The organism is Novosphingobium barchaimii LL02 (genome assembly GCF_001046635.1).
In the GTDB taxonomy this organism is placed as follows: Bacteria; Pseudomonadota; Alphaproteobacteria; order Sphingomonadales; family Sphingomonadaceae; genus Novosphingobium; species Novosphingobium barchaimii.
The window spans coordinates 730,193-742,628 of record NZ_KQ130454.1; the positions used below are offsets into that span (position 1 = coordinate 730,193).

General features: G+C 66.3%; 12 protein-coding genes. 4 read left to right on the forward strand and 8 right to left on the reverse strand.

Annotation, left to right across the window (positions count from 1 at the left end):
* Window positions 1-11: 11 nt before the first annotated feature.
* The 3 genes from petA to pepN form a co-directional block, all read right to left on the reverse strand.
* Window positions 12-545, reverse strand: coding sequence for a ubiquinol-cytochrome c reductase iron-sulfur subunit (gene petA, locus V474_RS14010; protein ID WP_043978424.1), 534 nt, complete (start codon window positions 543-545; stop codon window positions 12-14).
* A gap of 226 nt (window positions 546-771) precedes the next feature.
* The gene (pgeF, locus tag V474_RS14015) at window positions 772-1,539 is read right to left on the reverse strand and encodes a peptidoglycan editing factor PgeF (protein WP_059152167.1); all 768 of its coding nucleotides are present in this window, start codon (window positions 1,537-1,539) and stop codon (window positions 772-774) included.
* A 7-nt stretch (window positions 1,540-1,546) separates the two neighbouring features.
* A complete protein-coding gene (pepN, locus tag V474_RS14020) occupies window positions 1,547-4,201 on the reverse strand; it encodes an aminopeptidase N (protein ID WP_059152168.1) in 2,655 nt (884 codons plus the stop codon).
* A 98-nt stretch (window positions 4,202-4,299) separates the two neighbouring features.
* Between pepN and V474_RS14025 the strand changes: the two genes are divergently transcribed.
* The gene (locus V474_RS14025) at window positions 4,300-5,145 is read left to right on the forward strand and encodes a Rossmann-fold NAD(P)-binding domain-containing protein (protein WP_059152045.1); all 846 of its coding nucleotides are present in this window, start codon (window positions 4,300-4,302) and stop codon (window positions 5,143-5,145) included.
* Here V474_RS14025 and V474_RS14030 read toward each other — a convergent pair.
* Both V474_RS14030 and V474_RS14035 read right to left on the reverse strand, forming a co-directional pair.
* Complete coding sequence (locus V474_RS14030; protein ID WP_059152046.1) at window positions 5,055-5,972, reverse strand: DMT family transporter; 918 nt, start codon at window positions 5,970-5,972, stop codon at window positions 5,055-5,057. The two genes, V474_RS14025 and V474_RS14030, sit on opposite strands and share 91 nt — an antisense overlap.
* A complete protein-coding gene (locus V474_RS14035; protein WP_059152047.1) occupies window positions 5,969-6,964 on the reverse strand; it encodes a threonine aldolase family protein in 996 nt (331 codons plus the stop codon). The genes V474_RS14030 and V474_RS14035 overlap by 4 nt, the downstream gene beginning before the upstream one ends.
* Window positions 6,965-7,048: 84 nt before the next feature.
* Between V474_RS14035 and V474_RS14040 the strand changes: the two genes are divergently transcribed.
* Window positions 7,049-7,339, forward strand: coding sequence for a GNAT family N-acetyltransferase (locus V474_RS14040; RefSeq protein ID WP_059152048.1), 291 nt, complete (start codon window positions 7,049-7,051; stop codon window positions 7,337-7,339).
* 7 nt (window positions 7,340-7,346) lie between these two features.
* Here V474_RS14040 and V474_RS14045 read toward each other — a convergent pair whose 3' ends face one another.
* Window positions 7,347-8,702 carry a lipopolysaccharide biosynthesis protein gene (locus V474_RS14045; RefSeq protein WP_059152049.1) on the reverse strand — a complete coding sequence of 452 codons (1,356 nt, stop codon included), beginning with the start codon at window positions 8,700-8,702 and terminating at the stop codon, window positions 7,347-7,349.
* 164 nt (window positions 8,703-8,866) lie between these two features.
* Here V474_RS14045 and V474_RS14050 point away from each other — a divergent pair, with 164 nt between their 5' ends.
* Window positions 8,867-9,625: a phosphocholine cytidylyltransferase family protein gene (locus V474_RS14050; protein WP_059152050.1), complete on the forward strand. Its 759-nt coding sequence runs from the start codon at window positions 8,867-8,869 to the stop codon at window positions 9,623-9,625.
* A gap of 8 nt (window positions 9,626-9,633) precedes the next feature.
* Here the strand turns inward: V474_RS14050 and V474_RS14055 are convergent, their stop codons facing one another.
* Together V474_RS14055 and V474_RS14060 are read right to left on the reverse strand one after the other, a co-directional pair.
* Window positions 9,634-10,065 (reverse strand): HIT family protein, encoded by a 432-nt coding sequence (locus V474_RS14055; protein ID WP_059152051.1) that lies wholly within the window; start codon window positions 10,063-10,065, stop codon window positions 9,634-9,636.
* A gap of 2 nt (window positions 10,066-10,067) precedes the next feature.
* Complete coding sequence (locus V474_RS14060) at window positions 10,068-11,204, reverse strand: CDP-alcohol phosphatidyltransferase family protein (RefSeq protein WP_059152052.1); 1,137 nt, start codon at window positions 11,202-11,204, stop codon at window positions 10,068-10,070.
* A gap of 150 nt (window positions 11,205-11,354) precedes the next feature.
* Here V474_RS14060 and V474_RS14065 point away from each other — a divergent pair, with 150 nt between their 5' ends.
* The gene (locus V474_RS14065) at window positions 11,355-12,398 is read left to right on the forward strand and encodes a diacylglycerol/lipid kinase family protein (protein WP_059152053.1); all 1,044 of its coding nucleotides are present in this window, start codon (window positions 11,355-11,357) and stop codon (window positions 12,396-12,398) included.
* The last annotated feature ends 38 nt before the right edge of the window (window positions 12,399-12,436 follow it).

Here is a 12,436-nt window from a genome sequence, read left to right on the forward strand (position 1 = left end):
CTCTCTTGGCCTCAACCGATCTGGACGACGGTATCTGTGGTGAAGGCGTATTCCGGAACCTCTAGGTTCTTGGGCGCGGGGCCCTTACGGATACGGGCGGCAGTGTCGTAGGCAGAACCGTGGCAGGGGCAGAAATATCCGCCAAACTCGCCCTTGATCTCACCCTCGCCGGCGCCCAGCGGCACACAGCCGAGATGGGTGCACACGCCCATGGTGATGAGCCAGTTTTCCTTGCCCTCCTTGGTCCGCTCGGCAAGCGTCTGGGGATCGCGCAGCGACGCAGTATCGACCGCGTTGGCTTCCTCGATCTCCTTGGGAGTGAGATTGCGCACGAAGACGGGCTGTTTGCGGAACACCGCCTTGATCGCCTGCCCCGGCTGAATCGCGGAAATGTCGATCTCGGTCGAAGAAGCCGCCAGCACGTCTGCGGATGCCGACATCTGGCTGACCAGGGGAATTACGACCCCCACGCCCGCGATACCCGCGGCGCTTACTGCGGCGATATTAATGAAATCGCGCCGCCGCACGCCCTCTGTTTCTGCCATGTTTGCCCTTGCCTTGCTTTCGACCACCTACTGTCGGAATCCGACAGGAGGCCAATCTTGACCATCGGTAAGCCTGGTATCCCCGTTTCGGTTCGCGCACCGGGCACTGCCCGACATTCTCCCGACTTTGCGGGCCTGATATACACGAAAGGCCACCGTGCCAACCGCCTTTTTGGTCGGTCGGCGATGCATCCTGGCAGCAATGCATCAATAGATCACGAAGTAATCAGGGCAATCCGATCAACGACATCTGCCGTCCATAGCTGGCTTCCGACCGATGCGTGGCCCGCCGGAACGAAAAGAATTGCTGCGGCGCACTATAAGTATCGAGGCGCAGGCCCTGAACGCTGCCGATCCCGGCGCCGCGCAGTCGGCCCAGCACATAGGCTTCGAGGTCGAACTGGTAGTGACCCGGGCGGCCCTCATCGAAGCAGCACGCGTTAACGGGGTGGTCGGCGACGAATCGATCGCGAAAACCTTCGTCCACTTCGTAGGAGGCGCGCGCGATGCACGGACCCACTGCCGCGGCGATGCTTTCGCGCCGGGCGCCCAGCTTCTCCATCGCCGCGATCGTCGCGTCGGTCACGCCGCCGATCGCGCCCTTCCAGCCGGCATGGGCAGCGCCGACGACGCCCGCCTCGCGGTCTGCGAAAAGAACAGGGGCGCAGTCGGCGGTAAGGATGCCCAGCAGCAGGCCGGGCCGGTCAGTGACGATGGCGTCGGCGTGGGGGCGATCGGCCTCGGGCCAAAGGTCCGCGCCTGCCGTCACGCAATCGGCGGAATGGACCTGGTAGACCGTGACCAGCCGCGCCCCCGGCAACACCGCCCCGGCCGCGAGCGCCCGGTTGCGGGCGACCCGCTCTGGCTCATCGCCCGCGCCGTGGCCGACATTGAGACCTGCGACATCGCCTTCACTCACCCCGCCCCGGCGGCCGAGGAAGCCGTGCGGCAGTCCCTCGAGCACGTCGGCGCGGTTGACCTCGACAGGCTCCATCTCGAAATCAGCCAAGGCTTTTGGTCACCTGCTCGCGCACGTCGCGCGACAGCGTCGGCACCGCGGCGATGCGTTCCAGTTCGGCGCGCATCAACGCGGCGCGCACCGGCTCGATCCGCCGCCAGCGGCCCAGAACCGGCACGAAGCGCGCGGCGGTCTGCGGATTGACCGGGTCCAGCTTGCGGATCAGTTCCCCGATCATGCGGTAACCCTCGCCGCCCTCGTCATGGAACGCGACGGGGTTGCTGGCGGCCGCCATGTAGAGCGCGCGCACCCGGTTGGGGTTGGTCATGGTGAAGTCTCCGTGCCCCGCCAGCGCCTTTATATGCTCCAGAACCTCGGGATGAAACGCGCTGCCCTGGAGCGAGAACCACTTGTCGATGACCAGCGCATTGCCGGTATAACGCTGGTGGAAGTCGGCCAGTGCCTCGGCCCGCTCGGGCGCGTCGAGGCTGGCCAGGACCATGAGCGCGCCCTGACGGTCGGTCATGGTATCGGCAGCCCGGTACTGCGCGAGCGCGCGCCTTGCGCCTTCGGCCGGATCACCGGCGGCGATCAAGGTAAGCGCCTGGGTCTTGATCTTGCGGGCACCGCGCGCCGCCGCATCGCGCCCGTAAGGTACCGCCGCCGCACGGTCGTGCAGGGCCTTCAGGCCCTCGCCGCATTCACTGCCAAGCCAGGCCTTGAGCGCCTCGCGCTCGGCATGGATGGCGCCGGGATCGGCAACGAGGAGCTGTTCTGCAAGGTAGGTCTCGGCCGGCAGGATCATGAGCTCGCCGCGCATCAGGTCGTCGAGTTCGGGATCGTCGATCACCGCCGCGAAAGCCGCGCCGATCGCTGCACGTCCTTCGGTGCGGGCGGCATCGTCAAGCCGTCCGCTCACGCCGGCGACGAGGTACTGGACGACGAGGCCCTGCATCGCCTCGTAGCGGGCGAAAGGATCGTCGTCATGCGCTGCCAGGAACACGAGGTCCTCGTTGGCCCGCGCGAAGTCGATCGCGACGGGGGCGGAGAAGCCGCGGTTGATCGACAGCACCGGAGGCTTGGCGAAACCGTCGAAGGTGAAGCTGCCGGTATCCTTGTCGAGCACGACCAGCTGCTCGCCCGAATGCGCGCCGGTGTCGCGGTCGTAAAGGGCGATCCGCAGCGGGATCGGCACCGGCTGCTTTTCCGGCTGTCCCGGCGTCGCAGGTACGGCCTGGGTCAGGGTCAGCGTCGTTCGAGCACCATCGTGGTCCAGCTCCACCGTCAGCTGCGGGGTGCCCGCCTGCGAGTACCAGAGGCGGAACTGGGTGAGGTCCAGCCCGGCGCCGTCCTCGATCGCCTTGACGAAATCCTCGCAGGTGGCCGCTTCGCCGTCGTGACGCGCGAAATACAGGTCGGTACCTGCGCGGAATCGCTCGGGCCCGGCCATGGTGCGCATCATGCGGATCACCTCGGCGCCCTTGTTGTAGACGGTCGCGGTGTAGAAGTTGCTGATTTCCTGATAGGAATCGGGGCGGATCGGGTGAGCCAGCGGGCCGGAATCCTCAGGGAACTGGGCGATACGCAGAACGCGCACGTCCTCAATCCGCTTGACCGCCGCAGAGCCCATGTCCGCGCTGAACATCTGGTCGCGCAGCACCGTGAAGCCTTCCTTGAGACTCAACTGGAACCAGTCGCGGCAGGTCACGCGGTTGCCCGACCAGTTGTGGAAGTATTCGTGGCCGATCACCCCCTCGACCGCGTCGTAGTCCGCATCGGTGGCGGTTTCCGGGTCGGCCAGGACATAGCGGGTGTTGAAGACGTTGAGGCCCTTGTTCTCCATCGCGCCCATGTTGAAATCGGACACGGCGACGATGTTGAACAGGTCGAGGTCATATTCGCGCCCGAAGGCTTCCTCGTCCCACTTCATCGAATTGATCAGCGAGTCCATCGCGTGCTGGGTGCGGTCCTCGTCGCCCGGGCGGACCCAGATGTTGAGGTCCACCTTGCGGCCGCCCATGGTCGTGAACGTATCGTGATTGGCGACCAGATCGCCCGCGACGAGGGCGAAAAGGTAGCTCGGCTTGGGCCAGGGATCATGCCACTCGGCCCAGTGGGTGCCGTCCTCGCCTTCGCCGGTGGCGGTGCAGTTGCCGTTCGCCAGCAGGACCGGAAACTGCGCCTTGTCGCCGCGCATCTTCACCGAATAGGTGGACAGCACATCGGGACGGTCGGGGAAGAAGGTGATGCGGCGGAACCCTTCCGCCTCGCACTGGGTGCACAGCATCCCATTCGAGGCATAAAGGCCCATGAGCTGGCTGTTGGCGGCCGGATTGACGGCGGTTTCGACCTCGACGCTATGCGCCTCGCCGGTCAGTTCGACCAGCAGGTCAGGTCCGTCGAGCCGCCAGTCGTTCACTTCGCGCCCGTCGACACGCACGGCAAGCGGGGCGATCTGATCGCCGTTGAGGCGCAGCGTCGATGTGCCGTTACCCTCAGGGTTGCGGGTGACCGAAAGGGTCGAGACGACATGCGTGGCATCCACGCCCAGACGGAAATCCAGCAGGACCTGCGGGATCAGCCAGGCGGGCGGCAGGTAATCTTCGCGGTGGATAACCGGCGGGGCCTGCGGCGGCGGCGCGGCATCTGCGATCTGGGTGTTTTCCACGGGCTCGGCGGGTCTGCTGGCGATATCCATGCCCGCATACTTAGAGGCTCGGCGGTCGATTGCCAGCGCGGGCGATGCGATTTCGGTGCGAGGGTTGCCCACCCGCGCCGGGGTGGTAGGCATGGGCGATGCCCCGCCTCTTCATCTTCGGCCTCGGTTACACCGCGCGTTTCATCGCCGCCCGCTTCGAACGGCGCGGCTGGGAAGTGATCTCGACGGGCAGCGAAGGCACTCTCGCCTTCGATGACGCGGGTAATGTGCGGATGGCGCTGGCCGATGCCGACCATGTGCTCTCCTCCGTCCCGCCGGGCCGCGAGGGGCGCGGCGAACCGCTCGACCCGGTGCTGGACCTTTACGCGGATGCGCTGAAAGGAAGGGCGCTGTCCTATCTTTCCTCCACCGGGGTCTACGGCGACACCGGCGGCGCCTGGGTGGACGAAAGCGCGCCGATCGGCACCGGCCGCCGCACCGCGCGGGCCGAAGCGGACGCGGCATGGCAGGCGCTGGGGGCACGGGTCTACCGCCTGCCCGGCATTTACGGCCCCGGTCGCTCGATCTTCGAGCGGCTGGCCGAGGGCCGCGCCCATCGCATCGACCTACCCGGGCAAGTGTTCAGCCGTGTCCATGTCGAGGATATCGCCGCCGGGGTGCTCGCCGGCATCGCCGCGCCGGGCGGAGCGTACAACCTTGCCGATGACCTGCCCTGCGCGCAGAACCGGCTGGTGGAGGAGGCCTGCCGCCTTACCGGGACGCGGCCGCCGCTGCTGCAATCGCTGGAGCAGGCAAACCTCTCACCGATGGCGCAGGCTTTCTATGCGGAGAACCGGCGCGTCACCAACGGCAAGGCCAAAGCCGTGCTGGGCTGGCGGCCGCGCTATCCCACTTACGTCGAGGGCCTTCGCGCGCTCAGGGCGACAACCAGCCCCGCCGTGGCCAGCACCGCCCCGGCTCCTGCCAGCAGCGACCAGCGGTAACCCTCCAGCACCGTCGAAAACAGCATCGCGATCACCACCACGGCAACGCCGTTGTAGGCCGCGCGCCCGGCGCCCAGCTGGCGGATCAGCGTGTAATAAAGCGGGAACGTCACCACCGAACCGAACAGGGCGAGATAGGCGGTGCCCAGCCAGTATCCGCCATCGGTCGGCAGCACCGGGGGCCCGGCAATGGCAAAGGCCAGCGCGGCGTCGCACAGCGTGCCGTAGAGCATCGCCCATGCCAGCAGGCTTACCATCGGCAGGCGCTGGCCGACCTCGTTGGCCTGGATCACGTTCGATACCGAGGCGCACATCATCGCGATCAGGGCGAAGATCACGCCCAGCAGGACCTTGTCGCCCAGCGGCGCTTCATGCGCTTCGTGAAGCAGCAGCAGGGCGATGCCGGCGATGGCGACGGCGCTGCCAACGGCAAAGCGGGGCAGGATCGGCTGCTTGAGCATGACCCGCGCCAGCACGGTGTTGGGCACCAGCAACAGCGCGATCATGACCGCGACGATGCCCGAGGTAAGGTACATCTCGGCGCGGTAGACGAAGTTGTAGTTGCCGCAGAACTGCGTCACGCCGACGAGGAAGGCCAGCCAGTGGCCCTCTCTCCCGATCCTGAGGTTGCGGCGCATCGCGGCGGCGACGATGAACATCGCCGGGGTCGCCAGGGCAAAGCGCCAGGTCACCGACCAACTGGCCGGAACATGGCCGATCTGGCCGGTAATCACCCACCAGGTCGACCCCCATATCAGCGCCACGAGCAGGAACGGCAGCGCCACTGCCGGGCGCAGCATCGACTGCGCCGAAGCATCCACGCTCATAAGGATGCGATCGCTTTCGCCAGCGGGCCGACATGCTCGGCCCGTGCGTCCCACGAAGTCACCAGCCGCGCTGCATCGGCGCCCCAGTCGTAGAAAGCGAAGCCCGCGCCGCGCAGGGCTTCGCGCTCGGCGGCGGTGCAGGTCAGGAACACCTCGTTCGCCTCGACCGGATGGAGCAGGCGGCCCGGCGCGGCGGCGGCGATCTCGGCCGCGGCGGCGTTGGCGGCGCGCGCATTGTCTAGCCACAGGTCGTTTTCAAGCATGGCCAGGATCTGCGCGGCCATGAACCGGCCTTTGGACTGGAGGTGCCCGGCCCGCTTGCGGCGATAGCGGATCGCCCTTGCCGCCTCGACATCGAAGAAGACGATGGCCTCGGCGCTCATCCCGCCGTTCTTGACGAAGCCGAAGCTCAGCACGTCGACATCGCCCGCCGCCTCGGCCGGGGTGCAGCCCAGATGCGCCGCCGCATTCGCGAAGCGGGCGCCGTCCATGTGCAGACCGAGCCCGCGTGTTTTTGCGAAGGCGGCGATGGCGGCGACCTCGTCCGGGCGGTAGACGCAGCCATATTCGCTGGCCTGGGTGATCGAGATCGCGTGGGGCTGAACCTGATGGACGTCGTCGCGGATGATATCGACCACCGCCGCCAGCGTCTGCGGCGTTACCTTGGCGCTGGCGCCGTCCGCCAGCAGCAGCTTGGCGCCGTGAAGAAAGAAGCCGGGCGCGCCGGCCTCGTCCATCTCGATATGCGCCTCGCGGTGGCACACGGCGGCGCCATGCGGCTGCACCAGCGAGGCAAGCGCGAGGCAGTTGGCCGCCGTGCCGGTCGCGGTCCACAGCACCGCGCACTCGCGCCCGAACAGCGCGGAGAACGCCCCGTCCAGTCGGCGGCTCAGCGCGTCGTTATCGTAAGGCGCATCAGGGGCGTCGGCCGCCATCATCGCCTTCCAGACGGCGGGATGCACGGCGGCGGCATTGTCGGAGGTGAACTGCATGGCCATATGCCCTGTAAGGGCGCGCGGCCCGCGTCAAGCGCCCATCAGACATCGCCCCATCGAACACGAAGAGGAGAACCACCCATGGTCGGCGTCACCATCACCAAGCACGAAACCGGCTCCACCGGCGAATATCATGCCCATGTGGCGGACAGCGACCAGATCGGCCGCCTGACATGGACGGCGCGCGGCGGCGTCCACTACGCCGAACACACGCTGGTGCCGCAGGAGATCGGCGGGCGCGGCGTGGCGGGAAGGCTGGTTGAGGCGATGGTCGCCGACGCACGGGAAAACGGGTTCAAGATCGGGCCGGTATGCAGCTACGTCGCCGTTGCCTTCCAGCGCCACCCGGAATGGGCGGACGTGAAGGGATAGGCGCGGCTTACTCCAGCGGTTCGTCCTCGACGCCGACGGTGATCTTGCCAGCCTCGACCTGGCGCAGGGTGCGCCAGGCCATCAGGCCCATCACAAGGTAGGAAACCGCCCCGGCAAGGGCCACGGCCCAGGCCGCGCCGCTGGGACCGATGGGGATGAACTGCCAAAGGCCCAAGCCCAGCGCGACCACAGCGATCAGCCGAGCCACCAGCGAGTGCCGCGCCTTGCCAGTCGAATGCAGCACCGGCTCGAACGCCACGCTGGCCAGGTCGAAGCTGGAGGCGATGGCCAGCGGCACCAGAATGCCTGCGCCGCTTTCGAAAGCCTCGCCGCCGATCATCGCCAGCAGCTGCTCGCCCGCGAGTACCGCGATGGCGACCACGGCAAGCCCGGCAACACCGGCGATCATCGTCGTCTGCACCGCCAGCTTGCGGAATTCCTCGGCCTTGGAGGCGACACGCACGCGTGCGACTTCGGCATAGACCGATCGGGTGAGCAGCGTGGAAAGCTTGCTCAGCGCCTGCGAAAGCTGCGAGGCAAGGCGGTAGAGACCGGCCGCGCGGGTGCCCACCCAGCCGCCGACGATCAGCAGCGGACCATTCTTCATGGCCGCGTCGATCGAAGAGCCCCCGTAGGTAATGAGAAAGAAGCGCGCTACGCCCGGGTTCTCCGCCAGCGCCTGCCGCCATTTGCCCAAGTTGGAAAGGCGTACCGATTCAGGACTGAGCCTGCGCGCCATGTACCAGTAAAGTACAGCTTCGAGGATATCGACCGCAGCCCACGCCGCCAGGAACCGCCCGACCGAAGGCCCCGTCGCCCAGATAATCAGCGCGGCGACAAGCCGCCCACTGGGCACGATCGCCTCGACATAGACCGCCATGTCGAACCGGTTGAGCGCGCGCACCACGCCGGTAGGCGCGGAAACCAGCGCCCACAGCGAGATGCAGCAATACCAGAAGGCGACGTCGACGTACTTGGGATTGAGGTCCAGCACATGGGCGAAACCGAAGATCACGACCGCAGCGAAGATGCAGCCGATCACCGCGCCCACGGCATCGATCATGCCGCACAGCATCGCCAGTCGGCCAAACTTGCCCCAGTCCTTGTTGTGGACATGCTCCGACCCGTAGCGAACCGCCACGCGCCAGCTCTGGAAGCCGGCTATCGAGGTTAGCGCCTGCGCGGTGCCGAAGATCAGCGCGAAGTGGCCGAAGTCCTTCAGGCCCAACGTACGGGTCTGGATGGCAAGGTAGGCCAGGCCGCAGATCGCGCCGAAGCCCTTTCCGCCAAGCAGCCAGGCGGTGTTCTGGAGTATCCGCCCTAACGGAGTGGCACTCTCCTGGCGGTCGCGTTTGGCGGGCATCGGGGTGCATTTGGACGAGGGGGCTGTCACTTGCAAGGGATCACTCGTAGTTGCGGGGAAGAAGGTTTTCGGGTCCGCCCCCGCCAGAGCTTTTCCTTTGGCGCCGCAATCGCTAGATGGCGCTGCTCCCCCCCTAATCGCCTTTGGGCAGACTGAACCTGAACATGATAGAACACGCCATCCTTCTCAGCGCCGGCCAGGGCTCGCGCCTTCTGCCGCTTACCGCAGAGCGTCCCAAGTGCCTGATCGACTTCTCGGGCCGCTCGCTGATTGCATGGCAGATCGAGATGCTGGCCCGCTGCGGCGTGAAGCGGATCGACGTGGTCACCGGGTTCATGACCGACATGCTGGAGGCGCATCTCGCCGCGATCCGCGATCCGCGCGTGGAAATCGCCATCCGTTTCAACCCCTTCTACAAGGTGGCCGACAACCTCGGTTCCTGCTGGATCGTGCGTGAGGCGATGCGCGGCGACTTCCTGATCCTCAACGGCGACACGCTGGTGTCAGAGGATATCGTGCGCAAGGTGCTGGAAGGCTCGCTTGGTCCCGACGGCAAGCCCTGGCCAGTGACCGTCACTGTCGACGTCAAGGCGGACGGCTACGACAGCGACGACATGAAGGTCGAACGCACGCAGGAAGGGCGCCTCGTTCATATTGGCAAGACGCTGACCGCCGCGCAGTCGAACGCCGAATCGATCGGCTTCCTCGCCTTCCGGGGCGAAGGCGTCGAACTGTTCCGCGAAACGGTGCGCAAGGCCATGCGCACGCCTGAGGGCGTGCAGCACTGGTATCTCAAGGTGATCGATTCGATCGCCCCCACCGGCAAGGTCGGCACCGTTTCGATCGAGGGGCTGGACTGGGCCGAGGTGGACTTCCTCAACGACATCGAAATCGCGACGAAGCTGACCGATACCTGGGCCTGAGGGCAGGCCTAACCTGAAAAATAGCCCTTGAGCCATGCCGTCAGCGCCTTGAGGGCCTCGCCCTCCAGCGCTACGGCATGGCCGAGGTCCGGCACCTTGGGCCAGCCGCAGTCGACGAATTCGCGGCCCTGCCACTCGCGCGCGCCTTCGTAGCGCGGGATGACGTGGAAATGGACCTGCGGGTCCGCCATCATCAACATCAGATAGTTGATCTTCGCATAGCCCACCGCCTTGCCCAGCGCAGCTTCGATTGCGGCGGTAGCGATCTTCAACTCCGCATGAGCCTCGCCCGGCAGGTCGCCGAAAGCGGTCGCATCGCTTTTTGCGGCCAGCACCAGAGAACCGAGCGTGGGCTGCGAGGGCCTTGCCAGCACGACCCAGTGATCGAACTGTGCCACCAGAGTCGCGGGCCAGCCGAACTTTTCGATCGTCGCGTGCATGCTCAGCCTTCCGAAAGCCAGGAAGTGATCTTGCCGCCGCGCGCCCGCAAGGTCCAGGCCTGAACCAGCCGCACGGCGTGGATCAGGCACGAGCACGCCGTCCACCAGGCCACCGCGATCAGGCCGAGGTCAGGCCGCGAAAAGACCATGAAGGCGAACAGGATGACCATGTTCGGATTGCGCCGCGCGGTAATCAGGCGGAACCGGCTGTCGAAACGGGTCCACACGTGGATGTGCATCATGCCGTTCTGGCGCATGAAAGCGCCTTCGATCAGACGCTGGACAATATAGCCGCCCTGGATCGCGCCCTGCACCCACCAGAAGGTGACCGGATCATAGGCCATGCCCCAGAACCCTAGTCCGGTCGCCCAGAACCACCACCAGAACGGCGGGTGGACAAGGTCCATGCCGTGGTCGAACACATTGCCCCAGGCCGAGGACGTGATCGTGCAGCGCGCCAGCTTGCCGTCCACGGTGTCCAGCACCATGAACACCAGACCCGTCGCCATGCCCGCCCAATAGTGGCCATAGGCGAACAGCACGGTGGCCACGACGCAGAACACTGCGCCCACGCTGGTCACCATGTTGGGGGTGATACCCAACTTCGCGCAGATGCGGGTCATGACCAGTGCCCATTCGGGCCAGAGGTACTTGGTGAGCACGTCGGTCACGCCCTTGTAGGCGCCGAAATAGCTGGCCCGCTCGATCGCACGTACCGTTTCGGGGACAAGCGGCATGAGGAAAGGCGTCTCGCGCTTTCTAAGCTGCTTGTTTTCTACTGTCGGGCCGTCCTCGTAGGCGATGACGTCCAGACCAGAGGTATCGGTGAGCGGCGTACCCTGCGCCATCGCCTGCGCGATTCGCGCGGCCTGCGCCCCGTCGGCTGCATGGGCGAGCGCCGGAACGCCCTTCAAAGTGAGCACCACGCCGGGCCGGCCGGTGATGTTTCCAAACCACGCCGGGTCCCACGCATGTGCCGCGTTGGACAGGATTGCGGGGCCTGCGGGCACCTCGTCCAGCGAAACCAGCCCCGCCGCCCGCGCGATCCGCGCCACGCGCCGGGCCATCGTCAGACCCCAGAGCTTCACGAAATTCTCGCCGATCGTCACGACCGGCATTGCCTGCTTTTCCTGCACCATGGCCCCAGCCCGTAGTCGGTCGCACACAGGCTGGCAATTGCAGCGAGGCAAACGTGTCTGCACGGCAACAGCTGCCATCGAACTGTAACTTTAATGTGTCAGAGCATGTTTCTTGGTGATTTTGCGGACGGGCGTCACTAGATAGCGCCCGTGCACGGAAGCATTTACGAATTCGAGACGCTGCCGATCTTCGGTGAGCTTGGCCGCCACGGCGGCGCCCACACGGTCCGCCCGGCACGCCGTGGACGGGCGGTTCCGCTCGTCGGCATCGTGCGCAATCCGCGCAGCCACCGCAATAAGGGCAAGGCGCCCGAAATGGCGGATTGCTCCAACATCCTGACGCAAACGCCCAGCACCCGCGAGGAACTGCACTACACGCTGGCGGAATTCGCGCGGCGCGGCATCGACTACCTCGTGGTCGACGGCGGCGACGGCACCGTGCGCGATGTGCTGTCCTGCGGCGCCGATATCTTCGGCGACGACTGGCCGACCTTCGTGGTCCTGCCCAAGGGCAAGACCAACGCGCTTGCCGTCGATCTGGGCCTGCCCAACCACTGGTCGCTGACGCAGGCGATGGCTGCGGCACACCGGGGTGAAACCTTGGCGCGCCGGCCGATGCGCCTCACCCCCGCCGATGGCAAGGGACGCGGTGTCCTTGGCTTCGTGCTGGGCACCGGCATTTTCGCGCTGGCGACCGAGGCCGGGCAGGAAGCCCACCGCCGCGGCGCCTTCAACAGTTTTGCCGTGGGACTATCCATTCTGGCCGCTATCGTCGGCGCCCTGTTCGGCCGCACTGGCAATGTCTGGCGCGCCTGCACCCCTACCCGTATCATCGACCGCCGCAGCGGCCGCCACCTGCCTTATGATGGGCGCGGCAACCCTGGTGAGCGCTTCCTGACTTTCGCCACCACGTTTGAGCGTTTCCCTCTGGGCGCCCGGCCGTTCGGGCGCAATCCCGGCGCCGGCCTGAAGCTGGCGGTGATGGACTCGCCGGTACGCTGGATTGTCGCGCTGCTGCCCGCGCTCATGTTCGGCCTTCAGGGCAAGTTCCTGACCCGCAACGGCGCAAAGCGTTTCAGCGTGAACAATATCGACCTCGACATCGGCGGCACGTTCATCCTCGACGGCGAGGCTTTCCCCGCCGGCCGCTACGTGCTGGACGAAGGCCCGCAGATCAACTTCGTGGTGCCCTGACGCAGGCCCGGGCTTGCATTGACGGCAGGCCTGCACGA

What these genes read in the sequence shown, in the direction of transcription:
- petA (WP_043978424.1), bottom strand. Translation starts at nt 545, where the DNA reads ATGGCAGAAACAGAGGGCGTGCGGCGGCGCGATTTCATTAATATCGCC.
- pgeF (WP_059152167.1), bottom strand. Translation starts at nt 1,539, where the DNA reads ATGGAGCCTGTCGAGGTCAACCGCGCCGACGTGCTCGAGGGACTGCCG.
- pepN (WP_059152168.1), bottom strand. Translation starts at nt 4,201, where the DNA reads ATGGATATCGCCAGCAGACCCGCCGAGCCCGTGGAAAACACCCAGATC.
- V474_RS14025 (WP_059152045.1), top strand. Translation starts at nt 4,300, where the DNA reads ATGCCCCGCCTCTTCATCTTCGGCCTCGGTTACACCGCGCGTTTCATC.
- V474_RS14030 (WP_059152046.1), bottom strand. Translation starts at nt 5,972, where the DNA reads ATGAGCGTGGATGCTTCGGCGCAGTCGATGCTGCGCCCGGCAGTGGCG.
- V474_RS14035 (WP_059152047.1), bottom strand. Translation starts at nt 6,964, where the DNA reads ATGCAGTTCACCTCCGACAATGCCGCCGCCGTGCATCCCGCCGTCTGG.
- V474_RS14040 (WP_059152048.1), top strand. Translation starts at nt 7,049, where the DNA reads ATGGTCGGCGTCACCATCACCAAGCACGAAACCGGCTCCACCGGCGAA.
- V474_RS14045 (WP_059152049.1), bottom strand. Translation starts at nt 8,702, where the DNA reads ATGCCCGCCAAACGCGACCGCCAGGAGAGTGCCACTCCGTTAGGGCGG.
- V474_RS14050 (WP_059152050.1), top strand. Translation starts at nt 8,867, where the DNA reads ATGATAGAACACGCCATCCTTCTCAGCGCCGGCCAGGGCTCGCGCCTT.
- V474_RS14055 (WP_059152051.1), bottom strand. Translation starts at nt 10,065, where the DNA reads ATGCACGCGACGATCGAAAAGTTCGGCTGGCCCGCGACTCTGGTGGCA.
- V474_RS14060 (WP_059152052.1), bottom strand. Translation starts at nt 11,204, where the DNA reads ATGGTGCAGGAAAAGCAGGCAATGCCGGTCGTGACGATCGGCGAGAAT.